The 22,223-nt window shown below is 61.8% G+C and carries 26 protein-coding genes and 1 pseudogene; 12 read left to right on the forward strand and 15 right to left on the reverse strand.

Features of this window, described 5'->3' with window-relative positions:
- Window positions 1–312: 312 nt before the first annotated feature.
- The 5 genes from ACEWPJ_RS17460 to ACEWPJ_RS17480 all read right to left on the reverse strand — a co-directional run bounded on the left by ACEWPJ_RS17460 (window position 313) and on the right by ACEWPJ_RS17480 (window position 6,379).
- On the reverse strand, window positions 313–3,393 hold the full coding sequence (locus tag ACEWPJ_RS17460; protein ID WP_416514307.1) for an efflux RND transporter permease subunit: 3,081 nt from the start codon (window positions 3,391–3,393) through the stop codon (window positions 313–315).
- A gap of 33 nt (window positions 3,394–3,426) precedes the next feature.
- The gene (locus tag ACEWPJ_RS17465) at window positions 3,427–4,575 is read right to left on the reverse strand and encodes an efflux RND transporter periplasmic adaptor subunit (RefSeq protein ID WP_076981263.1); all 1,149 of its coding nucleotides are present in this window, start codon (window positions 4,573–4,575) and stop codon (window positions 3,427–3,429) included.
- Window positions 4,562–5,113, reverse strand: coding sequence for a TetR/AcrR family transcriptional regulator (locus tag ACEWPJ_RS17470; RefSeq protein WP_224769550.1), 552 nt, complete (start codon window positions 5,111–5,113; stop codon window positions 4,562–4,564). The genes ACEWPJ_RS17465 and ACEWPJ_RS17470 overlap by 14 nt, the downstream gene beginning before the upstream one ends.
- A gap of 72 nt (window positions 5,114–5,185) precedes the next feature.
- Entirely contained in the window at window positions 5,186–5,788 is a 603-nt protein-coding gene (locus tag ACEWPJ_RS17475) for a TetR/AcrR family transcriptional regulator (protein ID WP_036540318.1), read from the reverse strand.
- A gap of 237 nt (window positions 5,789–6,025) precedes the next feature.
- Entirely contained in the window at window positions 6,026–6,379 is a 354-nt protein-coding gene (locus ACEWPJ_RS17480) for a winged helix-turn-helix transcriptional regulator (RefSeq protein ID WP_224556225.1), read from the reverse strand.
- A gap of 132 nt (window positions 6,380–6,511) precedes the next feature.
- Between ACEWPJ_RS17480 and ACEWPJ_RS17485 the strand changes: the two genes are divergently transcribed.
- The 5 genes from ACEWPJ_RS17485 to ACEWPJ_RS17505 all read left to right on the forward strand — a co-directional run bounded on the left by ACEWPJ_RS17485 (window position 6,512) and on the right by ACEWPJ_RS17505 (window position 9,882).
- Complete coding sequence (locus tag ACEWPJ_RS17485; RefSeq protein ID WP_157802081.1) at window positions 6,512–6,919, forward strand: DoxX family protein; 408 nt, start codon at window positions 6,512–6,514, stop codon at window positions 6,917–6,919.
- A 63-nt stretch (window positions 6,920–6,982) separates the two neighbouring features.
- Complete coding sequence (locus ACEWPJ_RS17490) at window positions 6,983–7,798, forward strand: DODA-type extradiol aromatic ring-opening family dioxygenase (RefSeq protein ID WP_037931959.1); 816 nt, start codon at window positions 6,983–6,985, stop codon at window positions 7,796–7,798.
- 8 nt (window positions 7,799–7,806) lie between these two features.
- Window positions 7,807–8,304, forward strand: a complete 498-nt coding sequence (locus tag ACEWPJ_RS17495) for a luciferase family protein (protein WP_037931962.1) — start codon at window positions 7,807–7,809, stop codon at window positions 8,302–8,304.
- A 28-nt stretch (window positions 8,305–8,332) separates the two neighbouring features.
- Window positions 8,333–9,229, forward strand: coding sequence for an SDR family oxidoreductase (locus ACEWPJ_RS17500; RefSeq protein WP_416514308.1), 897 nt, complete (start codon window positions 8,333–8,335; stop codon window positions 9,227–9,229).
- A 20-nt stretch (window positions 9,230–9,249) separates the two neighbouring features.
- On the forward strand, window positions 9,250–9,882 hold the full coding sequence (locus tag ACEWPJ_RS17505) for a glutathione S-transferase family protein (RefSeq protein ID WP_027238702.1): 633 nt from the start codon (window positions 9,250–9,252) through the stop codon (window positions 9,880–9,882).
- 101 nt (window positions 9,883–9,983) lie between these two features.
- On the opposite strand, the pseudogene ACEWPJ_RS17510 reads toward ACEWPJ_RS17505, so the two are convergent.
- Window positions 9,984–10,397: pseudogene (locus ACEWPJ_RS17510) on the reverse strand (IS3 family transposase); the annotation flags it as partial.
- 55 nt (window positions 10,398–10,452) lie between these two features.
- On the opposite strand from ACEWPJ_RS17510, the gene ACEWPJ_RS17515 reads away from it, so the two are divergent.
- The 3 genes from ACEWPJ_RS17515 (at window position 10,453) to repC (ending at window position 12,808) form a co-directional block, all read left to right on the forward strand.
- Window positions 10,453–10,653 carry a hypothetical protein gene (locus ACEWPJ_RS17515; RefSeq protein ID WP_379575174.1) on the forward strand — a complete coding sequence of 67 codons (201 nt, stop codon included), beginning with the start codon at window positions 10,453–10,455 and terminating at the stop codon, window positions 10,651–10,653.
- Between the two features lie 123 nt (window positions 10,654–10,776).
- Window positions 10,777–11,430, forward strand: coding sequence for a hypothetical protein (locus ACEWPJ_RS17520; RefSeq protein WP_121066465.1), 654 nt, complete (start codon window positions 10,777–10,779; stop codon window positions 11,428–11,430).
- Window positions 11,431–11,650: 220 nt separating this feature from the next.
- Window positions 11,651–12,808 (forward strand): replication initiation protein RepC, encoded by a 1,158-nt coding sequence (gene repC / locus ACEWPJ_RS17525; RefSeq protein WP_121066468.1) that lies wholly within the window; start codon window positions 11,651–11,653, stop codon window positions 12,806–12,808.
- Window positions 12,809–13,076: 268 nt separating this feature from the next.
- On the opposite strand, the gene ACEWPJ_RS17530 is transcribed toward repC, so the two are convergent.
- The 8 genes from ACEWPJ_RS17530 to ACEWPJ_RS17565 form a co-directional block, all read right to left on the reverse strand.
- Window positions 13,077–13,337, reverse strand: coding sequence for a hypothetical protein (locus ACEWPJ_RS17530; RefSeq protein ID WP_173508473.1), 261 nt, complete (start codon window positions 13,335–13,337; stop codon window positions 13,077–13,079).
- A 59-nt stretch (window positions 13,338–13,396) separates the two neighbouring features.
- A complete protein-coding gene (locus tag ACEWPJ_RS17535; protein WP_136340166.1) occupies window positions 13,397–14,083 on the reverse strand; it encodes a L,D-transpeptidase in 687 nt (228 codons plus the stop codon).
- Complete coding sequence (locus ACEWPJ_RS17540; protein ID WP_136340165.1) at window positions 14,080–14,811, reverse strand: DsbA family protein; 732 nt, start codon at window positions 14,809–14,811, stop codon at window positions 14,080–14,082. The genes ACEWPJ_RS17535 and ACEWPJ_RS17540 overlap by 4 nt, the downstream gene beginning before the upstream one ends.
- Before the next feature lies 1 nt (window position 14,812).
- The gene (locus tag ACEWPJ_RS17545; RefSeq protein WP_290559409.1) at window positions 14,813–15,196 is read right to left on the reverse strand and encodes a c-type cytochrome; all 384 of its coding nucleotides are present in this window, start codon (window positions 15,194–15,196) and stop codon (window positions 14,813–14,815) included.
- Between the two features lie 110 nt (window positions 15,197–15,306).
- Window positions 15,307–16,701, reverse strand: coding sequence for a multicopper oxidase family protein (locus ACEWPJ_RS17550; RefSeq protein WP_416514309.1), 1,395 nt, complete (start codon window positions 16,699–16,701; stop codon window positions 15,307–15,309).
- A gap of 66 nt (window positions 16,702–16,767) precedes the next feature.
- A complete protein-coding gene (locus ACEWPJ_RS17555; protein ID WP_136340162.1) occupies window positions 16,768–17,280 on the reverse strand; it encodes a cupredoxin domain-containing protein in 513 nt (170 codons plus the stop codon).
- 11 nt (window positions 17,281–17,291) lie between these two features.
- Window positions 17,292–17,672: a hypothetical protein gene (locus ACEWPJ_RS17560; protein ID WP_290559368.1), complete on the reverse strand. Its 381-nt coding sequence runs from the start codon at window positions 17,670–17,672 to the stop codon at window positions 17,292–17,294.
- Window positions 17,672–18,136 (reverse strand): c-type cytochrome, encoded by a 465-nt coding sequence (locus ACEWPJ_RS17565; protein WP_290559367.1) that lies wholly within the window; start codon window positions 18,134–18,136, stop codon window positions 17,672–17,674. Before ACEWPJ_RS17565 ends, ACEWPJ_RS17560 begins: the two co-directional genes overlap by 1 nt.
- Window positions 18,137–18,336: 200 nt before the next feature.
- Here ACEWPJ_RS17565 and ACEWPJ_RS17570 point away from each other — a divergent pair, with 200 nt between their 5' ends.
- The 4 genes from ACEWPJ_RS17570 to ACEWPJ_RS17585 are packed head-to-tail and all read left to right on the forward strand — an operon-like array spanning window position 18,337 to window position 21,803.
- Complete coding sequence (locus tag ACEWPJ_RS17570) at window positions 18,337–18,657, forward strand: DUF2933 domain-containing protein (RefSeq protein ID WP_416514310.1); 321 nt, start codon at window positions 18,337–18,339, stop codon at window positions 18,655–18,657.
- Complete coding sequence (locus ACEWPJ_RS17575) at window positions 18,644–18,916, forward strand: hypothetical protein (RefSeq protein ID WP_290559365.1); 273 nt, start codon at window positions 18,644–18,646, stop codon at window positions 18,914–18,916. The genes ACEWPJ_RS17570 and ACEWPJ_RS17575 overlap by 14 nt, the downstream gene beginning before the upstream one ends.
- Complete coding sequence (locus tag ACEWPJ_RS17580) at window positions 18,913–19,683, forward strand: DsbA family protein (protein ID WP_136340158.1); 771 nt, start codon at window positions 18,913–18,915, stop codon at window positions 19,681–19,683. Before ACEWPJ_RS17575 ends, ACEWPJ_RS17580 begins: the two co-directional genes overlap by 4 nt.
- Entirely contained in the window at window positions 19,677–21,803 is a 2,127-nt protein-coding gene (locus ACEWPJ_RS17585; protein ID WP_290559364.1) for a protein-disulfide reductase DsbD family protein, read from the forward strand. The genes ACEWPJ_RS17580 and ACEWPJ_RS17585 overlap by 7 nt, the downstream gene beginning before the upstream one ends.
- Window positions 21,804–21,902: 99 nt before the next feature.
- Here ACEWPJ_RS17585 and ACEWPJ_RS17590 read toward each other — a convergent pair whose 3' ends face one another.
- Window positions 21,903–22,223, reverse strand: a complete 321-nt coding sequence (locus ACEWPJ_RS17590; protein WP_290559363.1) for an SHOCT domain-containing protein — start codon at window positions 22,221–22,223, stop codon at window positions 21,903–21,905.

A 22,223-nucleotide genomic window follows, 5' to 3' on the forward strand; every position in this document is an offset into this window, starting at 1 on the left:
AGAGTGCAAAATAGTACGCTACAGCGCTTCGACTTAAGATTGAATAATTTGGTCTCTTTCTGCCCCCTTCGGTTGAGTGCGAGAAACGATAAGCCATGTATCAATCTAAAGTCGAAACGCTTCAGTTATCCAACGAGCGCTATTGAATTGCGCCGTTTGGACCATGGACTCTACTTCGAAACTCCGCACGAGGCACCCTGGGATCGTCGGACTCCCGGAGCTTCGCGACGATCCTCTCCGGTTTTGTTTTTTCTGGGCCATTCCGCTACCCTCAAATTGGCTCGAAATCCTATTTTAGGGAGGATCGTTGCGTCAGGCGGTCGCCGCTAGGCCGTCCGACTGTGCGTCCCGTTTTAGTGGCCGTATCCTGAAAAGGAGCGCATAGAGCACCGGAACCGCGACGAGCGTCAAGACCGAGGCAAAAGCGAGGCCGCCCATGATTGTCACCGCCATCGAGGCGAAAAACGCATCGGGCAGAAGCGGAATCATGCCAAAGATCGTCGTGCCGGCGGCGAGCACCACAGGGCGAAGACGGCTGACTGAGCCGTCGATCACCGCCTTGTAATCGGGCACACCCTGTGCACGTAGAAAATCGATCTCTTCGATGAGAACGATTGCGTTCTTCATCAACATTCCCGAAAGCGACAGGAAGCCGAGCAGGGCCGTAAATGTGAAGGGCAGCCCGGTGAACAGCAACCCCAGGACCATGCCCGTCACGGACATTGGCACCACGAGCCACAGGATGAGCGGTTGGCGGACTTTGTTGAACATCAAAATCGAAATCGTCAACATGACCAGGAAGCCCAGGGGAAGCTGCTTGCCAAGCGACTCCTGAGCCATCTGCGCACTTTCGAATTCGCCGCCCCATTCCATTGCATAACCGTCGGGAAGCGGGATGGATTCGATCTCGGTGCGGACGCTTCGGAATGCCTCATCCGCGGTGAGATCGCTGCGGGCACCGCCGAGGGCGGTGATTGTCCGCTCTCGGTCGCGCCGGTGAATGAGTGCCTCGACAAGACGGGGATCGAACCTTTCGACAAGGTTGGCCATGGGTACATAGGACCCTGCCCCATCGGACCACACCGATAGGTCACGAAGGCGGTCAACTCCGTCGCGTTCGCTCTCGGGAAGCCGGAGATGGATCGGAATCAACACGTCGTCCTCGCGTAGGTCGCCAACGCGCAGTCCGGACGTTCCATAGCGGATGGTATCCGCGATCGCTCCGCGCGTTGCGCCAGCCAGCCGCATTCGTGCCTCATCGACGATGGGTTCGACGAGGATCTCACGCTGCCGCCAATTGGTGCGCGGATTGGTGATGGTTCCTGCCTCCTCGTAAATCCTCATCGCATCATCCGCGAGCTGGCGCAGGATGACCGGATCGGGTCCCGAAAAACGAACTGCAACATCGGCACCGGCCGGCGGTCCGAACACGATCTCTTCGACACGGATCAGAGCGTGGGGGAATTCGGCGGGCAAGTCCTGGTTAAGTCTGCTCGCGATCGTCGCGATCGTTGCGGCGTCCGCAACCCGGACGATGAGTTGGCCATAGCTGGCATCCGCCTGCTCGGGGTTGTATGTCAGCATGAATCGGCTTGCCCCGCGCCCGACGAGGGCCGTTACCCCGGTTACGGCATCCTCATCCATGAGAATCCGCTCGAGCCGCTGCATCTCTTCGTCGGTCGTGTTGATATCGGTTCCCTGCGGCATCTGGAACTCAACGTAGAAAATCGGCGTGTTCGAGGCGGGGAAAAAGGCCTGCTTGACCTGTCCGAAAGCCATAACGGACCAAACGGTGATGCCAATGATCGTCAGAACAACCGGAATGCGGACGCGCAGCGCCATCCACAAAATCCCGCGATATGTCGCGTAGAACACGCCCTTATAGGGATTATCCGAAGTGTTTTTGGGGGCCTTGAGCAGCAGCTTGCCGAGATACGGCGTCACCGTGACTGCCAGGACCCAGCTTGTTAGCAGCGAGATGGCGATCACCGCGAAAAGCGAAAACAGGAACTCGCCCGTGGCGTCAGGCGACAGCCCGATACCGGAAAACGCCATGATCCCGATAACGGTCGCCCCCAGCAAGGGAATGGACGTCGAGGATTCCGTCTCGGCCGCCGCGTCTTCCGCGCTTTTGCCGCGTGCCATGCCAATCACCATGCCTTCGGTGATGACGATGGCGTTGTCGACCAGCATACCCATCGCGATGATCAGGGCGCCAAGGCTGATCCGTTCCATCTGTATCCCGAACACCGACATGAAGAACAGTGTGGAGAACACGGTAAGCCCGAGGGTCGCGCCCACCACGAGGCCTGCGCGCCAACCCATGGTCAGCATCAGTGCACCGACCACGATCGCGACCGACTGTCCGAGGCTGACGAGAAAGCTTGAAACGGATTCGTCCACCACGACGTGCTGCTCGTAGATCGGAATGATCTCGACACCTTCAGGAAGCTCTGACTTGAGCCGTTCCAGCCGTGCTGAAACCGCCTGACCGACTTCGACCACGTTTTGGTCCGTCAACGCGGAAACGCCAAAGGTAAATGCCGCCGTGCCGTTCTGCCGGATGATCTGGCTGGGCTGCTCGGCCGCCTCGCGGGTCACGCTGGCGATGTCGCTGACAGCGATCTGGCCGACATTTCCGGCCGTGCCCAGCCGCAGCTCCTCTATCCCTTCGGTGCTAATATAGCCCGGCGGAACCGATAGGCCGATCCGGGCAGGGCCCTCGGTGATCTCGCCGTTGGTGAATACCTGGTTTTCGTCTGCGAGAATGCCCAGGATCTGGGTCGGCGGAAGCCCCAGCATCTCGAGGCGTGCAGACGGGATCGAGATGGTGATTACCTCTTCGGAGAGGCCCTGAACCTCGACCTTGGCGACGCCATCGACAGTGACCAGCCCGAGCCGCAGCGTCGTGGCCAAATCCCTCTGCTCCGATGGGCTCAGACCTTCGGTCGTCACCGCATAGAACATGCCATAGACGTCGCCGAAATCGTCATTGATGATGGGCGGTCGCGCCCCTGCGGGAAGGTCCCCCTCCACGTCGCTGATGCGGCGGCGCATTTCGTCCCAAACCTGCGGGATCTCGTCCGGGCCATAGGTCATCTCGATCTCGACGGTGATCTGCGCCATGCCCGGCATCGACTTCGATTCCACCCGGTCGAGCTGCTTCATTTGCTGCAGCGCATTTTCGACGACGTCGGCGACCTCCTCTTCAACCTCCAGAGCCGTGGCGCCGGGATACGGCACGAAGATGAGCGCCGTTTTGAGCGTGAAGCTCGGGTCTTCAAGTCGACCGACCGTGTTCAGCCCCCAATAGCCGCCGAGGAGACAAAAGATGATGGTGAGCCAGACCGCCACAGGACGCTCGATGCTCGCTCGTGAGATGCTGAGTGCCATGGTTCTATTCTTGTCCTGTCAAAAAGAACGGGATCAGAGCCCCGAAACTGTCACGGTCTGATTGTCCCTGAGCCGCCACCAGCCGCCGGAAACAACCAATTCGTTGCCCTTCAGGCCATCCAGAACGACAATCTCATTGTTGATCGGAAGACCCAAACGGACCGCCCTGCGCGCGACCTGGCCGGACGTTTCTTCGTAGATCCAGATGGACGGTTCGGTTCGGCTCGTCGTATCCACCGCCGAAACCGGAACGATCACGGATTGCGGGCGATCTGCTTCTGCGGCAATGGAGATGCGCACATCCGCAGTCATCCCGGGCAGAAGACGCGGGTCGATATCACCCGTGATCGCAAATTCCACGTCGTAGGTCTGCGCCGTCCGGTCGGCATCGGTCGCAAACGAGCGAAGCACCAGAGGCGCGGTGTAACCCGGAACAGCCGGAAAAGTTGCAACGATCTCGAAGGCATCGGGTGCCGACCGCGCAATGGCCGCAAGTTCCTCTGGCAGGGAGATCACGAGCCGCATCTCGCTGACATCCTGTAGACGCGCGACAGGCGCGGCCGACGTGACGTTGACATATTCTTCAACGAAGGTGCGCGCCACAATCGCGTCGAATGGCGCGACGATTTTCGTTTGGGACAGGCGCCGCTCTGCCTCGCGGAGCGCGACTTCTGCCTGGACGAACTGCGCGCGGGCCGTGTCGAGGCGCGCGTCGGACGCCACGCCACGATCGGCGAGGTCCGAGGCGCGCGCGAGTTCGGAATTCGCCAGGTCGTAGGACGCCTGAGCCCGGTCGACGGCGAGTTCGAAATCGATTTGGTCGAGCTCCGCGATCACCTCGCCCTCGCGAATCGTGTCGCCGGGCTCAACCTCAAGGCGAATGATCTGCCCGGGTATCTGAAACGCAAGGTCCACCGTTCGAGCAGGTTCGACGCGGCCTGCAACGCTGCGAGACTGACTTACGACGCGATTGAGCGCACGGGTCACTTCGACCGTGACTGGTCGCTCCACGTTCGCTGCAGGCCTTGTATCGACTTCTGCCTCCAGGGTGTCCGTCGCGGTCTGGGCCAGCACATCGGTCAGGAACGGCGAAACAAACGGGACGGCAACGGCCGACACGGCCGCTACCGCAATAACAAAAACGATCCGCTTCAAACTTCGTGTCTCTCTATTCGAGTTCATTAATCATGGCCCTCAATTGCTCGATGACGCGTCCCCTGAGATCCGCGCCACCGTCGGGAAGGCCCAGAAGTTTCTGGAACCGAAGTCCCTGGATCGCTAGGACGACAACCATAGCACCCGGAGTGTCTTGTGTGTCGGACAGGATACGCTCAAGGTCGCCGGTCAGTTCAGCCCGTAGCGGATCGAGCAGCCGCGGATCTGACGCGGCAGCCGCGAGAATCGCCATCGAGAGGTCGTCATCGACGGCTCTGGCTTGCACGATTGCTTCCAGGTGCCCACGCAGGGTGCGGGATCTGCGATCTTCCGGGACTGATGCCAGGCGTTCGTGATGTTCTGCGAGCATCTCATCAAGCAGCCCGGCAAGAAGCGCTCTCTTGGTCGGAAAATTGTATAAGACCCCGCCTTTACTGAGATCGGCCTCACGCGCGACGGCGTCGATCGTAATCTTTCCCGCGCCCTCTCTGTGCGCAATTGCCCGCGCAGCGCCGAGGATCCTTGGTGACGCATTCTTTGCCTGCATTTTGGATTGTATGGTCATTATTCACTGTCCATTCGGCAATTTTATTGAGAGATTTGGAGCACTGCCCCGTTGTCGGAAAGCAAGGTCAGTTCAGAGCTCTACTCTATGTCCGCTCCCGTAGAGTCGCAGGAATGCAGTGACTGCATCGGCCGCATGCTTGTCCCGCTCGACTGTTCTTTGCACGGCCAGCAGGCGTGGCATCAACAGTCCAGAAACGCAAAGATGTATGAAGTGATCCGCAACACGCGGGGGGTTGTCGATCTCAAGCGCGCCTTCCCGGGAAAGGCGTTCCAGAACTTTACTGATGAGTTCGCGTGCCCGTTTCGGTCCGGCACGAAAATACACCTCCCCGACCTCGGGAAGCATCTCGGTGGCACCGATACACGTCCGCAGAAGGCGGATGTAGGTTTCGTCCAGAACGAGATCGATCATGCGCAGGGCAAGTTTTTCCAACTGGGCGCGCGGCTCGGGACCTGCGGACAAGGGTCGGAGGATCTCTTCCGCAAGCCGACCGCATTCGGATTCCACGACGCTCAGAAACAGCTGCTCCTTGGTCGGGAAATACGAATACATTGTTGCCTTCGACACTTTCCCTTCGGCGGCAATGGCATCGACGGTGGCGCCTTCATAACCGCACCGGAAGAAGACCTCCCGCGCGCCGAACAAAACCTCGGCCATTTTTCTCTCGCGCATCTCGCTCTTCCTGTCCTGTGCAGCATTGCGGGATTTCAAACTTGACTGTACCGTCTAGTCGGTACAGTAAATTGATTTTTATGTGGCGGCAAGCCGCAAACCTGGGCGGATCGTTCGGAGTGAGTGCCGCCTGTCAGGCATACCCAACGCGGCTTTCAATTCGTCATGAGCTTCGGGCCGTGCTCCGTTCGCGGTGCTTTCTGGCGCGGGATTATTCCGCGAACAGGACGGACGTCATCATTCCGCCGAGCGTGCCGTCCCGTCGAAAGCACCCTCCGCCTCCCAGCGGCGTGCAATGGATCCAAGGGTGTCCAGCACACCGCGCAGCTCCGCGCCGCGTTCAGTCAGCCCGTATGTGACAGCGGGCGGGATGGTCATGGCCTGCTCGCGCCAGACCACGCCGGCATGTTCCAGCATTCTCAGCCTCTCAGTCAGGACCCGGGTGGAAATTCCAGGCACCAGCCGTTTGGTCGCGCCGAAACGCTGTGGACCCTGTTCGGACAGAACCCAAAGGATATAAATCGTCCAAGGTCCCGTGATGACACGCAGCAGCGCCTCCATCGGGCAGGAAGCTGGTTGGACGCTTTTCATTGTGGATAGCCCTCGCAGCCCACGAAAGTAAGTTACTTTTAAGTGCCTACTTTAACTGATGAAGCAAGGCACCTAATGATACTATATGGAAAACGGCAGCCTAACAACCCGCCGAAAACCGGGAGAGCGGCAGTGAGTGACAACGTGGCAAAATATGTCTACTGGATCGCGACCGGCCTTGTGGCATTGGTCTATCTGGGTGCGGCGGCCTTCTACATCTCATCCCACGACATGGTCGCGGGCATGTATCGCGAGGTGTTGGGCTATCCCACATACATCATCTGGCCACTCGCAATTTTGAAGATCGTCGGTGCCGTTGTGATCCTCTGGCGCCCTTCGGCGGTGCTGGCAGATTGGGCCTATGCGGCAATGTTCTGGCATCTGGTGCTCGCCTTCGGGGCCCATGTGGGCGCAGGCGATCCGGGTTGGTCGCCGGCTCTGGCGACCTGGGTACTCCTGATCGTCTCGTGGCTGACCGCCAATCGCGTGCGTGCGGTCAAGTCGGCCTATGCACCGGCAGTTCCGGCAGCGCCAATCTGATCTGCTGCGGAGTTGCCACGGGGGTGCCCATAGCCTCGGACTTGGGTTTAAAAGGACGACAACATGACTGAAAAGCAGCCGACATTGTTTGTTCCCCATGGGGGTGGCCCCTGTTTCTTCATGGACTGGAACCCGCCTGACGCCTGGGATCGGCACCGCAAATTCCTTGAGGACTTGCCTGCGAGCCTGCCGGCAAGGCCCAAGGCGCTCCTCGTGATCTCGGGCCATTGGGAAGAGCGGGTCTTTACCTTGCAGACCAACCCCGCCCCGCCTCTGCTGTTCGACTATCAGGGATTTCCGCAGCATACCTATCAGCTAACCTGGCCCGCGCCGGGCGAGCCCGCGCTGGCGACCCGCGTACGCGCACTTTTAGAAGACGCGGGATTCCAAACCGGGGCCGATGCTGCGCGTGGCTTCGATCACGGGGTATTCGTTCCACTAAAGGTGGCTTTTCCTGAGGCCGACATCCCCACCGTCCAATTGAGCCTGCGCGACGATCTCGACCCCGAGGCGCATCTTGCCGTCGGTCGCGCGTTGGCGCCCTTGCGCGACGAAGGGGTGCTGATCATCGGATCCGGCAATACCTATCATAACATGGGCAAGATGATGCGGGCGATGAGGGGCGGACCGGACGGCCCGGTGAACGGCGGAGACTTTGACCGATGGCTCACGAGTGCGGTGACCCATGAAGACCCCGCAGTGCGCCATGCCATGCTGGCCGAGTGGGATCAGGCGCCCGGCGCACGCGATGCCAATCCGCGCGAGGAACATCTGATCCCGTTGCACGTCGTGGCCGGGGCTGCGCTTGCGGATCGGGGGGAGAAGACCCTCGAGGATCACGTGTTGGGCGCGGTCGAAAGCGCGTTCAGATTTGGATAGGACCAACCATGAGCTTCGAACTTCCCCCGCGGCAGGGCCCGCGCCCCGACACCACCGATTGCGCCCCGCATGAGCAGGTGTCGCAGAACTCCTCGGCAGAGATCCACGCATTTTTCAAGGAGAAGGCCTTCGCCCTGCCCTTCGTCGAGCGCTGCCGGTCGGGCATCTCGGTGCCCGGCGCCGAAGCACTGGTCTTGCCGGTGGCGCATGCCTGCGGCCCGCGTGAAGCCTTCATGATCGGACGCGAATTTGCCCATGTGCATCCCTCCTATGACGGTTCGTCGCACATGATGCTGCCGCTGGCGGCGGTCGATGAACTCATCGCCAAGGGATGGGGCGAACCGCACCCGATGGCGTCGGCCGGACACATCCCGGCAAATGCCGTCATGGCCTTTGCGCCGCGCGATGGGTCAGAGGTCGACGTCATGATCAAAATCCTGACAACGAGCTGGGACTTCGCCCGCGGCAAGCTGGCCAACCCCGCGCAGGTTCACATCCACGGCTGACTCTCTCTCAAAGAACAGGAATACGCCCATGGCAAGCTTTCAGAACGGACCATTTATCGTCACAGGCGCCTCCGGCCAGCTTGGACGCCAGGTAATCGATCAACTGATCGAGGCGGGCGCCGGTCCGATCATCGCGGTCACGCGCAACGCCGACAAACTCGCCGAGTTCAGGGACAAGGGGGTGGATGTTCGCCAAGGCGATTTCAACGCGCCCGAAACACTGGGTCCGGCCATCGCGGGCGGCAAGCGGATCCTGATCATCTCCACCGACGATCTGGAGCCGGGCAAACGGCTCGCGGCTCATTCCAATGCGATCACCGCCGCACGCGAGGCGGGTATCGACCACATCGTCTATACCTCGCTTGCCAGCCCGGTACCCGAAAGCCCCATCACTTTCAGCAAGGATCATCAGAACACCGAGAAGCTGATCGAGCAAAGCGGCGCCAGCTACACGATCCTTCGCAACAACCTTTACACGGATCTGTTGCTTATGAGCGGACCGCAGGCGATCGACATGGGGCAGCTCTTTGCCGCGGCAGGGGACGGACGGGCGAGTTACGTCACGCGCGCCGACTGCGCCCGCGCCGCCGCTGCCGCGCTGATGAATGCGACCGACCGCGAGGTCCTGGACATCACCGGGCCCGAATCCACCGGCCAGGCCGATATCGCGGCGCTTTTGTCGGACATCGCCGGCAAGGACATCCCCTACGTTCCGATGCCGGCCGAAGACATGGTGCAGGCGATGATCGCAAATGGCCTGCCCGAGTTCATGGCGCGTGTTTTCGTCTCTTTCGACCAGGCAATCGCCGAAGGCTACCTTGATGTGGCCAGCGACGATCTCAAGACGCTCACCGGCAAGTCTGGACAGTCGGTTGCCGATTTCCTGACCGAAAACCGGGCGGTGCTTCTTCGGGCGCCGCAGTAACTATAGAGGCGGACAAAATCATGAAACTCTACAACGCGAATTTCTCGCCCAATGCGCTGCGTGTGCGGGCGGTGGCACACGAACTGGGCGTGGACCTCGAAATCGTCCAGGTCGACATCCGGGCCGGGGACAACCGCGCGGCGGAATTTCTCGCTCGCAATCCCAATGCAAAGGTGCCCGTTTTGGAGGACGGGAATTTCGTGCTTTGGGAATCCCGGGCAATTTGTGCCTATCTGGCGGGGCTTCGGCCCGAGGCGGGCCTCTATCCTGAGGGCCGCAAGGCGCGGTCCCTCGTCGATCAATGGACCTGGTGGCAAGCGATCCACCTTGGCCCGGCGATGCAGAAATTGTCCTTTGAGCTGTTTCTCAAAGAGAAATTCGGCATGGGCGATCCCGATCCGACTGTGGTCGAAGCGGAACGAAAAGCCACAGATCAGTTCCTTGCCGTTCTGGAAACCGGACTCGACGGCAAGGACTGGATCGCAGGCGCACTCAGCCTTGCCGACTTCTATCTTGCGACCACCTTCATGTATCGCGATCAAGCGGGGATTTTACTGGACCAGTACCCAGGAGTTGCGAGTTGGATCGACCGGCTAGAAGCGCGTGACAGCTGGCAAGAGGCTGTGGCACCCCTAAGGGCGCTTTTCCGCTGACGTCGTGATCCAGGGGGTAACATACCCCTGACGAGTGCCGAGGTTGACGATACGGTCGGCCGTTGTCATCGCTTTGATCTGATCGTGGGTCAGAAAGTCAACTGACCCAGCCTCCCGATCAGGTCATCCAGTTCGCGGATCATCCGCTCACCTGACAGTGAGCGATCCACCACAGTGGCCGCCAAGGCTTCGCGCGTGCAGTCATCCACGATGCACAACACACGGAACCTTTGGCCATTAGCAAAGGCATCGGACACGAAGTCCAACGACCAACGCTGATTGGCGCGATCCGGCACTAGGATGGGCCTGCGCGTACCCAGTGCGCGTTTGCGTGATCACCTGCGGCGCACGGCCAGCCCTTCCTCGCGATAGAGACGGAAAAGCTTCTAATGGTTCACTTCAAAACCCTCTCTGGCCAAAAGGATGCCCTAACTACGATATCCGAACCGGCGACGTTTATTCGCCAGTTCCCGCAGCCATTGGCGCAGGGCGTGGTCGCTCCGATCCTGATTCCGATATGACTGGGAGTTCCATAAGTCCTTGATCCAGGCCTGTGGGTCACAAAATCTGTTGTCGCTTCATGCAGTTCTTTACGAAAAATATCTGCGGTACCAGATGTTGGTTCTTACATACCGTGGGCAAGAAGCCGTGGAAGAACATCGAAAAAGGCCTAGTCCACATGCTTGCGGCCTTCTGACGTTCTGCGAACTTGGCTGGCATGACCCCGGGTCCGACGCGGATAGCGGACTTAACTCTTGCTGCGGGTCTTAGGCGCGCCGCTTTCGCCCGAGAAGTATTCGTCCCAGGTGCGCCCGAGTCATGCGCACTCTTGGCCAAGAGCCAACTTAACATATGCTCTCTTATACGCCAACGGGTTAGCGGCGGCGCTCTGTCATGAGGCGGCTTGTGTCAACTGCCGCGATCATCGCGATCGGGCTTACACCGCTTGCTGCCAAACCTGCCACCGCACAAGGCTACCAGATCGATTGTGCGATCCTCCTGTGCCTCGCAGGCGGTTGGCCTGCGTCGGTTCCCTGCGCCCGTGCGCGCGCGGAGTTCATCCGCCGGATCACGCCCTGGCCAGTCGAACCACCGCTGCAGATCTGGCGTTGTCCAATGCGTGCTGAGTTCGAGGCGCCGGACCCGTTTGAGCGCCTCTACAGGTTGGCGGGGTTCAATCCTGGTCAAGCAGTCTCCCTGCCCCGAGAGCGAGAAACGCTCCAGCTCGCCCAAGCTGTCGGGCGTGCCGCCGATATCGATGTGACGGACCCTGCTTTTGATTTCGTCCGCTCCATAGATGTCTTTCAGGTTACGGCACGTCAGAGGGAGGGCCGTGACGATTGCAACAGATATGCTTCTGTGCGGCGTGGCACGTATGATCAAGACGGCCAATTCCGGTGGCAAAACAGCTCGATAAGTGCCCTTCCTCCAGCCTTCCGAGGGGCCGAGCGATACGGCCAGAACTGCCCCGATATCTGGGTCCGTGCTGTGTTCGTCGATTGGGAGGATTTTGAGGGCGCCTATGGCTTCGAACAAGTCAACTACTGATCTCAAACAGTCACAGGCAAACGATAAAAAAGAAGAAACCCCCGCAAGGCGGCAACCAAGCGAGGGGCTCAAAGAACAACGGAATTGGCGTTCCGTCAGATCAAATCAAACTGTGATCTCGTTCTAGCAGTCCCGACAGTCAAGGCAATGAAAAAACGTGTCGCTCGCGGGGACACGGATGCCCTGTTGCAGCCTTGTTCCAATTCACAAGGACTAGACAGTGAACGTGATCCAAACCCATCTCACCCTGCCGGAAGGCTGGACCAAAGGTGCTGTCATGGCGCTAATTTCAGAGGTTGCCCCGCATATAGGCCTGCGCCCGGCGCGCTTGGCAGTTCTGAACTACATCATCGGGCGCACCCGCGCATCCGACTGGACCTCTCCCCATCGTGAACCGGTGTTTTTTGGCGCGCAAGATCTCGCAGCGGTCGAACTTGGCAAGACGTCGCGCCAGTTGCGAACGGATGAGGCCGCGCTGGCCAAGCTTGGGCTGATCGTGAAACGTGTCGCGGCGAATGGGGCCCGCTATGGTCGCGCTGGCCTAGGCTTGATACTGACTCCGCTGATCGCGCGACTGGAAGAGTTCATAGCCCTTCGCGATCGGCTCCGTGCGGAACGGAGGCATTTGCGCGCTTTGAAGGATCTTCGGTCCCTTCGTTTGCGTCACATGAAACGGTGCATCGCCGCCCTGCCCTCCTCGGCTATCAAAGATCCTGAGATCGTCAAGATTCTCGCCAGTTTCGATAAATGGCCACGCAGCGATGCGTTAAGCCGTCTTGGTCTGGAGCGGCTCAACGCCCATTTGAAGGCCAGTTCCGATCTGTGCAACAGCCTTGATGACTGGCTTGAAAAACGTGGGCTTTCTTCCGACCAGCCAGCGGAAAACTTCCGGCCCTTTACACAAAACACCAGAGAAGAAACTCAAACTGTAAAGACGCCGCCCGCTGTGGATAACTCTGGAAGACATGCGGAAATCGCACAGAGTGAACCGCCATCATCAATTCCCTGCCCCGCGCCACCCGCTCTGACGCCAGAGAATCTATATCGCATTGCCGGCGACGGCTTACGCATGATGCTTGACGCGAGCCGAGATCAGAACCGACCTCTCAAAGAGCGCGACATCATCGAGGCTGCCTGGGCGTTGCTGCCGATGCTCGATATCCATGCTTCAGTTTGGCATGAGGGCCAGAGCACCTTGGGCGACCACGGGTTGGCTTTCTGCCTACTATTGGTTGATGCGCAGCGAGATCACCCGAGCTACCCTGTTCGCAATCCTGGCGGTTTGATGCGCGAACTGATCCGTCGAGCCAAGGCAGGAAGGCTGGACTTCGATGCAAGCGTTGCGGCTCTGCAAAAACGGCGCAATGGGGTGAGGTAGAGTTTCCAACCCGCAACTGAACTTGCCCAAAAACGCGCTGAAAATCTCGTAATGAAGTTTATGTTTATTTTAATATTTACAGGATTCATGACCAGAACATAGTGCCGGTATCACTGCGATGCTGTTGTCACCGAGGCAAACATCTTCGCAGGCTTGCCAAAGGAAGACTTCTTGTCCGCCCTCTGTCGCGAATCGGTGTGGCGCCGGGTCGTAGGCTCTGGAGATCGAGCGAGGACGGAATAACCCAGGCCGATAGCGGCGCCGCCCTCTACTCTCGCGCAGCGCAGATCGGTCGCCCGTCGATGGTTCTGAGCGGCAAGAGGGTGGCTTCGACCGGCCCCTGGTGGAGATACCAGTAGCACCCGTCACGTGGCAGAAGGCGCGCCGTCGAGACATCCTGGTAAGGGGCTGCCAGGGCCACAACCTGCTCGGGGACGGGATCGGGGGCCGAGTCTTCGGTGCCGACGACAGCGGTGCATCCGCCCAGAAGGGCCGACAATGCCAAGCTATTGATGAATTTTCGTCCCAAATCCGGTCCTTTCGCGCAGTGGCTTCGCCAGCGTCTCTCGGGCGCCTCGAATTTCGTACTCAACTGTGTGCGCCGACGTAGTCCTCAGGCGGATGCAGATACGCCGTCACCCCGGTTTCGACCAGCGGGTAGAGCGCAATGGCATGGGCATTGACCATCCGCACGCAGCCCGAACTCGCGCGGCCCCCGATAGAGCGGGGCTGGGGCGAGCCGTGAATGCGCAGATAGGTGTCGCGATCGCCCACGTAGAGATACAGGGCACGCGCGCCGAGCGGATTGTCAGGACCCGGCTCCATTCCGTCTTCGACATCTGCGTACAGTTCCGGATCCCGTTCGATCATCGAGCGCGTCGGGGTCCAGTGCGGCCAGCGCACCTTGCGCCGGATCGTGTAGGTGCCGGGTTCGTAGAGATTGCCGCGTGCGATGGCCACGCCATAGCGCATGGCCGTCCCGCCCTCCTCGATGTGATAAAGGTAGCGCGCGATGGCATCGACGTGAATGTTCCCCGGAACAAGGCCTGCCCGCGCCTCGACCCGTTGCGGAAGAAATCGCGGATCGAGCCCCCAGGGATTGGATATCTCAAGGTTGAAGAAGGGCGGCGTGACCTCGGCATCCCATGCGCTTTTCTGCGCCTCGCTCGGCCAGCTATCCGCCAGAAGCGGCCCCGAGATGGGCGGCGAAAATAGGGCGGTTGCGGTGATGATGAAATGGCGGCGCGTCAGGCCCGTCTTTCCGGCCGCGTTCATTGTTCCGGTTCTCGCGCATCGGTGACGAGCGTTTGCAACTGCTCGGCATCCACGACACCGGGCACAAGGGCGTCGCCGATCACGAAGGATGGTGTGCCCGTGATGCCGAGGACCTGCGCCAGGCGCATCGAAGTTTCGATATGTGCGTCGATCTCCGGCGCTTCCATGTCGCGGCGCAATTGCGCGACGTCCAGGCCGATGTCTTCCGCGATCCGAAGGACGGACGACTCCTCGGCGCGGCCGCTCATGCCCATCAGCGCCCAATGGAAGTCTTCGTAAAGCCCCTGTTCGCGCGCGGCCAGCGCGGCACGGGCAGCAAACACCGACCCTTCGCCGAGGATCGGCCATTCACGATAGACAAGGCGAACATCCGGATCGGCGGCCAGCAGGGCCTCGATCTCGGGCTTGGCACGACGGCAATAGGGACAATTGTAGTCGAAGAACTCCACCACCGTGACATCGCCCTCCGGATTGCCCAGGACCGGCGCATTGGGGTCGCGTTCCAGCGTGTCACGTTCGCGGGAGAGGACCTCGGCTTGCGACGCCGCCTGTGCCTCGGCCTGCCGGGCTTCGAGGATCGCGACGGCCTCCATGACGATCTCGGGGTTTTCGCGGATCGTCTCAAGCACCAGCTCGCGCACCCTGTCCTCCGAGATGTCCTGCGCCGCTGCCTGCAAGGGCAGCGCAAGGAAAAGCGCCATCGCCATCATTGAAATGTAATTCTTCATGTCAATTTCCTCCGTTTGCCAGATCGGCGGCCGTGCGTTCGGCCTGCGCGGCGCGTTCGCGCTCGGGCCAGGTTGATTGGATGTAGGCGAGGATGTTCCAGATCTCGCGATCCGTCAGGACGTCGTCGAAACCGGGCATGCCGCTGTCGAATTCCACGCCTTGCCGGGCCAGGGCCTCGCGTCCGCCGAGTTTCGTGTATTCAAACAGCATCCGGTCGGGATGGTGCCATGTGTGCCCGGTTTCATCGTGAGGCGGCGCGGGCAGACGCCCATCCGCATCGGGGGTTCGCCAGTCCGGCTGTCCTTCGAGGTTGGCGCCGTGACAGGCGGCGCAGTTCTGGGCATAAAGCGCTTCGCCCTGCGCGATATCCACCGTCGCCGGCATCACCGGCACGGCAGGGTCTATGGCGGCCTGCGGCGCGTCACGCAGCGCCAACCACGCCCCGGCCCCCGCAAGGCCAAGCGCCACGGGCGCGGCGATCATCACCCAGGCCTTCATGTCAAGCGCACCCATGTCATCATGCCGCTTTCCGCATGGCTGAGCATGTGGCAGTGAAACAGCCAGTCGCCCGGATTGTCGGCGACGAAGCCGATCTCGCGCGTCTCTTGTGCGGCCACGAGGAGCGTGTCGCGCATCGGGCCTGCGGGTCTGCCGTCGCGGATTTCGCGGAAATGCATCCCGTGCAGATGCATGGCGTGGGGAAAGACGGTTTCGTTGACGATCTCCAGCCGCACCCGCTCGCCAAGGGAAAGATCGGCCAGCGGGGCCTGCGTCATCTCTGCCATGTCGTTGAAGGCCCAGAACCGCCCCCGCGCCGCGAGGTCGCGAAAGCCCAGGCGCTCTCCGCCCAGCACGGCACTATTCATTCGCCCCATGGCGCCGCCCGACATCACCAGCCGCAAAGGACGGGCATCGGCCAGCGACCCGAGGCCGCTGACGGAATTGGGCGGCAACGCCGCGGGTGCCGCTCGCGGGGTCCGCGCGGCGCTGGCCGAGACGGGGAATGCCACCTGAGAGGCCGGGCGGTCGTCATTGCCGAGCCGCACGAGATGGGCTGTCTCGCCCGCCTCGGCCGTCACATCGACGATCAGGTCCGCGCGCTGCGCCGGGGCGAGGACGAGCACGCCCTCCAGCGGCTCGGGGGTGGCAAGCGGCATGCCGTCGAGCGCGACCGTCCAGCCCCGCAACCCTGCGAGCTGCAATGGAAAGATCCGCGCGTTCGATACGTTGATGAGCCGCAGACGCAGACGCGTGTGCCGCTCTACCGGGATTGCAGGATCGAATTGACCGTTCGTGGTGATCAGGTTTCCGATCCGGCCGCCATGGCTCATGCGCATGGGATTGTCGAAACTCTCGTCAATCAGCGCCGTTTCGGGGTCGAGCAGCCAGTCGTCGAGTACGAGGGTCTCCTCGCGATCCACCTGCGGCGGCTCGGCCTCTTCCACGATCAGCGGCCCATGCAGGCCGCGGGCGACCTGCACCCAGGACCGGTTATGCGCGTGGTACCAGTAGGTTCCGGCATCGGGCGCCACGAAATCATAGTCGAAAGCCTGACCCGGCGCGACGGCCTCTTGCGTCAGGCCCGAGACACCGTCCATCGCGTTGTCGATGCGGATGCCGTGCCAATGGATGGAGGTCGGCTCCGGCAGGTTGTTGACCAGCCGCCGCTGCACCCGTTCGCCCCGGCGCACCCGGATGGCCGGGCCGGGCGCGCGGCCCTCATACCCCCAGATGGGTGTCGCCGGATAACCGTCGGGGGCAAGCTGGACCGTGGCTTCGCGCGCTGTCAGGATCGCGGGCGCATGAGAGGCGGCAAGCACCTGCCGACCGCTCATCACCATGCCCAGAGTGGCGGCGGTCTGTCCGATAAAGGCGCGTCGTGTCAGCATGGCCAATACCTCCTCAACAGTGTCGAGGCGGGCGAGAGTCTCGCCCACCCCCTTGTCGTTTGAGCGTCAGGAGTCGTGGCCCATCCGGAAATCGCCAACCATGCCGGCCTCGCGGTGACCGGGCACGTTGCAGGCGAATCCGATCTCGCCACCTTCGGGGAAGGTCCAGATGACTTCGCCCGTATCGCCCGGCTCCAGCAGGACGCTGTTGGCATCGTCATGCATCATCCCGGCTTCCATCATGCGGTCATGATTGATGCTGCGCATCGTCATCATGCCTTCCCGCATCATGGTGCGCATTTCGCCGCGATGCCCGTTCCACGTTTCGCTGGTGCCGATGTTGAACTCGTGCACGGCGCGCCCGACATTCACGACTTCGAAGCGGATCGTCTCGCCGGGTGCGACCTCGATGCTTTCGGGGCTGTATTTCATCTCGTCCATTTCGATGGTGATGGTGCGGTCGACCTGTGCGGCGTCGCCGGGTTCTCCGATACCGCTGCCGTGCCCTGCATCGGCCAGGGCCACGGAAGCGGTGAGGCTGGCCACGAGCGCCGTGCCGGTCAGAAGTGTCTTGATCATGTCTTGGTCTCTCATGTCTGGGTGTCTTTCAGGGAATGCTGTCGTGACAAGGCCCAGGCGCGCGGGGGTGGAAGATCCACGGGCGCATTTCTCCCGCCTATTGCTGTTTTCGCGAGCGGCTGACGCACGGCCCGGAAACCGTGTGCCCCGAATAAGGGTCGGGTCATCAAAATGGCGGCCGGGGAACAGGACGGGTCGGGATGGCAGGAGCGGTCAAGCGTGTCCTCATGCGCAGCGTGCCCGGCATTCGCGACATCGCCGTCCGCGACGATCTCTGAATGCGCATCCGGCGTGCCGGCAAGTCCTGACGTCGGCGCGGCAAGGATTGCAAGCACCATCATGAGCACCGCAACCAGTCCCCCGCGCGCGGAAAAAAACGACAGCACCCGCATCAATTGATCCCGTTCTCGCGCTGCACCTCGCGGATGTAGCGGGCGATATACTGAACGTCGGCGCGAGTCAGGCCCTCGACCGGGGGCATGTTGCCAAAGGGCCAGTGATGCGCGCGTACGCCGTTCCGAACCGCCATCTGAAAGGCCTCGTCGGAATGATGGCTCGGTTCGTATGTGCGGTGGATCAGCGGCGGCGCGACACCGTTCTGACCAGCCGCGTTTGCCCCATGACAAGCCGCGCACGCGGTTTCGAAGGCGCGTTGACCGATCGCCGCCTCGGGCGACAACTGTTCGGGAAGCCGAACCTCGACGATGGGCGCGCCCTGAGCCAACTCGCTTATTGCTGTTGGGTCCGGGTGGACCATGGTCCCTGCCGGTTGCTCGACCGGTTGCATGAATTGCCAGATCGCCACGCCAAGCCCGGCAGCAAAGACACCACCGATGAGAAGCCCGAGTTTGTCCACGTTCCTTGCCCTTTTCTTGCCTTTGATCTGTTCCACTCCAACTAGGCGCCGGTCAGGGCACTGTGGTTTCAGACCGCTCGATACTTGAGGATTTTTCTACCGGCTCTCAGTCACGTTACAACCGGATAGCCCCGTGTTTATTGTATCCAAATGTATCCTTGACCTTTACCCGGCAGAGGCACCTATCGTTCGGCCCGTTAATGGATTTGGAGGACATGATGGCCTGGAACCCACGGACTCTGCTATCGGGTGGTGCCGGAATGAAGCTTGGCATGATGGCTTGTTGTGCCGTGATGCTCGTCCCGCTCGGCGCCTTGCTTGTGGCGGGCGGAACGCTTGGCGGGCTTGCGAGCAATCTTGGGCTTTTGGCGCCTCTGGCGCTGTGCCTCGGGGCGCATGTCGTGATGCATCGGATGATGGGCAGATCCTGCCACGACAACACCGCAAATCCCCGGGAGAAGACCCCGGACGAGAACCCCGAACAAGGCCCGGCGGTTGTCCCGGTCCATGCCCCGCGCTGATTGCACGGTAATGATCCACGGCGCGCGCCCGAAACTGGCGCTGGTTGGCCTTCTTGCACTGGCCGGTTGCGGAGCGGGAGTGCGGCAGTGCCTGAATACCGACGCCACGCTGTCAACGCGCGGCGCGGCGTTCACGCTTCCGGATGGATGCCGCGCGATCCGGACCGGCCCGGACGGTGTCGTCACCCTCGCTTGCGATGATGGGCGGGTCGGCTATGGATTCGACGCCCTCGCCATCGGATCGCAGGAATTGCCATGACATCCAGGCGTTCGACACTTGCCTTTCTCGGCGTCGCTGCGGGCGTTGTTGTCGGCTTTCAGGCGCTTCCTTCCCTGTTGGATCGTTTCTCGGGTCTGCCTGAGTTTGAGCCTTTGGCGAATCCAGAAGGCTTCCGGAGGATAACGGGCGGAAGTTCCTCGTCCGGCGCATTCGACCCATTTGTCGGCCTTGAAGCCCAAGACGACGGGTTGAGAGCGGAAACCATCGCGGCCGTAGAAGCCGATCTTTGCAATGCGCTTTACGCGGATGTGGCAGAAGATCCGTCGACCGTACCGATCGCGTCGTTTTCGGACTATTACTGCCCCTACTGTCGCGTGCAGATGCGGCGCTTGGCAGATATTGCCGAACAGCTTGATAGCGGCGTTGCGATTTCCTGGCACGAGCTACCGCTTCTCGGCGAAGGCTCTGACCGTGCGGCGAGAGCGGCTTTGGCAGCAAAACGCCAGGGTGCTTATCTCGCATTTCAGCAAGCTCTGTGGACGACGCCGTTTCAGCCGACACGCGACTATCTTCTGCGATTGTCCGAGACCGTCGGAATTGATGGTGAGCGCCTGATAAATGACATGCAAAGCCAGGATGTCGCCGAAGACCTCATGGTCAGCAAGGCGCTTTCCCGGATATTCGGCTTCATCGGCACGCCGGCCATGGTGGTTGGCGGCACTGTCATCCAAGGCGAAATCACGGACGCCGTGTTGCGCAGCGTGATCGCTATCGAACTCGACGACGGCTGGCAAAGGATATGCTGAACAGATCGAGCAGACAGTGTGCCGCGACGATCGCATTGAGCGTCTTGTCTCTTGTCGCCTCGTCGGTGGCAATTCTGGCTGCGACATCGGAACGAGCGGCGACACCGGCGGTCAGCGCGCAGCTCATCACGGCCGAAAACGGCATCGCGCCCGGCGCGGGGACGGTTTCGGCGGGGCTGGCGCTGGCGCTTGGCGAGGGCTGGAAAACCTATTGGCGCACACCCGGCGAGGTGGGCTTCCCACCCGAAATCGACTGGACCGGGTCGCGCAACGTGGCCGAGGTCGAATTTCAATGGCCCGCGCCCGAGCGGTTCACTGCCTTCGGCATCGAGAATTACGGCTATCACGGCGAGGTCGTCTTTCCGCTGCGCATCGCGCTGGAACAGCCGGGCCAGCCTGCCCATCTCTCCGCCTCGGTGACGCTGCTGACCTGCTCCGATGTTTGCGTGCCGCAGGATTTCAGCCTGTCGCTGGACCTGCCCCAAGGCACGTCGATCGACCCGGACAGCGCGGCGCGCATCGCCGATTACGCGGGTCGCGTCCCGGTTGGGGCGGAAGACGGGGGCATTCGGTCCGCCACCGCGCATGTCGATGCCGACGTAACCGCGCTGACCGTGACGCTGCGGCGCTCCTCGCCCTTCGAGGCGCCGGATGTGTTCCCGGAACTGGGCGAAGGTGCCTCTCTCGGAACCCCTGACATCAGGCTGGGTGAGGATGGCGATCTGCTCTGGGCGCGCCTGCCCATCATATCGCCGCCCGCCGATCCAACGGCCGCGATATCGCTCACCGCGACCGACACCGATGGCTGGGCCGTGACCGTGACGCCGGACAGGGTCGCGACCGCGCCGCCCCCGCCCTACACCGAAGCCCGCACCACCGCGCCGCTTTCCAGCATGGTCTGGATCGCCCTGACGGCCTTCCTGGGCGGGGTGATCCTGAACGTCATGCCCTGCGTACTGCCGGTGCTGTCGATAAAGCTGTCCTCTGCCATGAAGCTGGAAGGTGCCGGTCGCGCGCGCGTGCGATGGGGCTTCCTCGCCTCGGCCGCGGGGGTCATGGCCTTCATGTGGGGCCTCGCCGCAGTCCTTTTCGCGCTGCGGCAGGCGGGGGTCACCGTTGGCTGGGGCCTACAATTCCAGAACCCGGTCTTCCTTGCGCTGATGGTGGCCATCCTCGCCATCTTCGCGGCGAACCTCGCGGGCGCCTTCGAGATCAGCCTGCCTCCAAGCCTGCAGACCCGGCTTGCGCGGGCCGGCGGCGCCGGGGGGCATGTTGGCGATTTCCTGACCGGTGCCTTCGCCGCGGTGCTGGCCACGCCCTGCTCCGCACCCTTTCTCGGGACCGCGATTGCCTTCGCGCTGGCCGGGCGCGGCGTGGATATCGCGCTGGTCTTCACCTTCCTCGGGCTGGGGCTCGCCGCCCCCTACCTGCTGGTCGCGGCCCGCCCCGGTCTGGTCCGTCACCTCCCCAGGCCGGGGCGGTGGATGATCGCGCTTCGGGTGATGCTGGGCCTTTTGCTGGCCGTCACCGCGGCTTGGCTGGTCTGGGTGCTGCGGGGCGTGGCCGGCACGACCACGATGCTCGCGGTCCTCGGGATGACCGCCGGTCTCGTGATGCTGCTGTCGTTGTCGAGGCTGCGGTGCACAGTTCGTGCCGGGCTCGCGCTGCCCCTCGTGGGGATCATACTCTTCGCGGCGGGAGATCTGGCCGACACATCAACGCCCCGCGCGCTTTCGTCTCAGGTGACCGAGTGGGTGCGCTTCGACAGGGCCGAGATCGCCCGCCGTGTCTCGAGGGGCGAGGTCGTGTTCGTGGACGTCACGGCCGATTGGTGCCTGACGTGCAAGGCAAACAAGGCGCTCGTGCTGGACCGCGAACCGGTTGTCTCGGCGCTTGCGGCCGAGGGCGTCACCCCCATGCAAGCCGACTGGACGCGGCCCGATCCGGCGATTTCGCGCTATCTGGAAAGCTTCGACCGTTACGGTATTCCGTTCAATGCGGTCTATGGTCCGGCCGCCCCGCACGGCATCGTCCTGCCGGAACTGCTGACCCCGGACGTGGTCATGGCGGCGCTCGACGATGCCGTTGGGGAAGAACGGGACATCGCCGGCCAGCCTTGAACGCACGTGCCTCACCTGTTTCGGGGTGCGGCAGGCGCTGCTTTTCGTGGCAATGGTTTCGACCATTCCCGCCGCGGCGGGAACGGCCGAGTGCCGGCCTCACTTTTCCAGCGCCTTTCGCCGCCGGTCGAACTCTTCCTCGTCGATCTCGCCCGAAGCGAAGCGTTCGCGCAGGATGTCCACCGCATCGCGCTTTCCGCGATTTCCGCCGCCCTGATTGTCGGTGAACCATTTCACGGCAAAAACAATCAGGGCGATGACGACACCCCAGAACAGGATCATCATCAGCCCGCCGAACATGCCGTACCCGCCATCCCACATCATGTGACCATATCCTCCTTGCCAATTTTCCCCGGGGCTCGCGGCGGCCAGTGTCGGCGCCGCAAGCCCGATGGTTGTCCAGATTGCCGTGCGTGTCAT

This window comes from Aliiroseovarius sp. YM-037, from assembly GCF_048060095.1.
GTDB lineage: Bacteria > Pseudomonadota > Alphaproteobacteria > Rhodobacterales > Rhodobacteraceae > JBLUOA01.

What these genes read in the sequence shown, in the direction of transcription:
- ACEWPJ_RS17535 (WP_136340166.1), bottom strand. Translation starts at nt 14,083, where the DNA reads ATGAACGCGGCCGGAAAGACGGGCCTGACGCGCCGCCATTTCATCATC.
- ACEWPJ_RS17570 (WP_416514310.1), top strand. Translation starts at nt 18,337, where the DNA reads ATGGATTTGGAGGACATGATGGCCTGGAACCCACGGACTCTGCTATCG.
- ACEWPJ_RS17500 (WP_416514308.1), top strand. Translation starts at nt 8,333, where the DNA reads ATGGCAAGCTTTCAGAACGGACCATTTATCGTCACAGGCGCCTCCGGC.
- ACEWPJ_RS17540 (WP_136340165.1), bottom strand. Translation starts at nt 14,811, where the DNA reads ATGAAGAATTACATTTCAATGATGGCGATGGCGCTTTTCCTTGCGCTG.
- ACEWPJ_RS17550 (WP_416514309.1), bottom strand. Translation starts at nt 16,701, where the DNA reads ATGCTGACACGACGCGCCTTTATCGGACAGACCGCCGCCACTCTGGGC.
- ACEWPJ_RS17560 (WP_290559368.1), bottom strand. Translation starts at nt 17,672, where the DNA reads ATGCGGGTGCTGTCGTTTTTTTCCGCGCGCGGGGGACTGGTTGCGGTG.
- ACEWPJ_RS17465 (WP_076981263.1), bottom strand. Translation starts at nt 4,575, where the DNA reads ATGAACTCGAATAGAGAGACACGAAGTTTGAAGCGGATCGTTTTTGTT.
- ACEWPJ_RS17555 (WP_136340162.1), bottom strand. Translation starts at nt 17,280, where the DNA reads ATGATCAAGACACTTCTGACCGGCACGGCGCTCGTGGCCAGCCTCACC.
- ACEWPJ_RS17480 (WP_224556225.1), bottom strand. Translation starts at nt 6,379, where the DNA reads ATGAAAAGCGTCCAACCAGCTTCCTGCCCGATGGAGGCGCTGCTGCGT.
- ACEWPJ_RS17490 (WP_037931959.1), top strand. Translation starts at nt 6,983, where the DNA reads ATGACTGAAAAGCAGCCGACATTGTTTGTTCCCCATGGGGGTGGCCCC.
- ACEWPJ_RS17585 (WP_290559364.1), top strand. Translation starts at nt 19,677, where the DNA reads ATGCTGAACAGATCGAGCAGACAGTGTGCCGCGACGATCGCATTGAGC.
- ACEWPJ_RS17580 (WP_136340158.1), top strand. Translation starts at nt 18,913, where the DNA reads ATGACATCCAGGCGTTCGACACTTGCCTTTCTCGGCGTCGCTGCGGGC.
- ACEWPJ_RS17545 (WP_290559409.1), bottom strand. Translation starts at nt 15,196, where the DNA reads ATGCCGGCGACGGTGGATATCGCGCAGGGCGAAGCGCTTTATGCCCAG.
- ACEWPJ_RS17520 (WP_121066465.1), top strand. Translation starts at nt 10,777, where the DNA reads ATGAGGCGGCTTGTGTCAACTGCCGCGATCATCGCGATCGGGCTTACA.
- ACEWPJ_RS17460 (WP_416514307.1), bottom strand. Translation starts at nt 3,393, where the DNA reads ATGGCACTCAGCATCTCACGAGCGAGCATCGAGCGTCCTGTGGCGGTC.
- ACEWPJ_RS17575 (WP_290559365.1), top strand. Translation starts at nt 18,644, where the DNA reads ATGCCCCGCGCTGATTGCACGGTAATGATCCACGGCGCGCGCCCGAAA.
- ACEWPJ_RS17470 (WP_224769550.1), bottom strand. Translation starts at nt 5,113, where the DNA reads ATGACCATACAATCCAAAATGCAGGCAAAGAATGCGTCACCAAGGATC.
- ACEWPJ_RS17475 (WP_036540318.1), bottom strand. Translation starts at nt 5,788, where the DNA reads ATGCGCGAGAGAAAAATGGCCGAGGTTTTGTTCGGCGCGCGGGAGGTC.
- ACEWPJ_RS17495 (WP_037931962.1), top strand. Translation starts at nt 7,807, where the DNA reads ATGAGCTTCGAACTTCCCCCGCGGCAGGGCCCGCGCCCCGACACCACC.
- ACEWPJ_RS17590 (WP_290559363.1), bottom strand. Translation starts at nt 22,223, where the DNA reads ATGACACGCACGGCAATCTGGACAACCATCGGGCTTGCGGCGCCGACA.
- ACEWPJ_RS17505 (WP_027238702.1), top strand. Translation starts at nt 9,250, where the DNA reads ATGAAACTCTACAACGCGAATTTCTCGCCCAATGCGCTGCGTGTGCGG.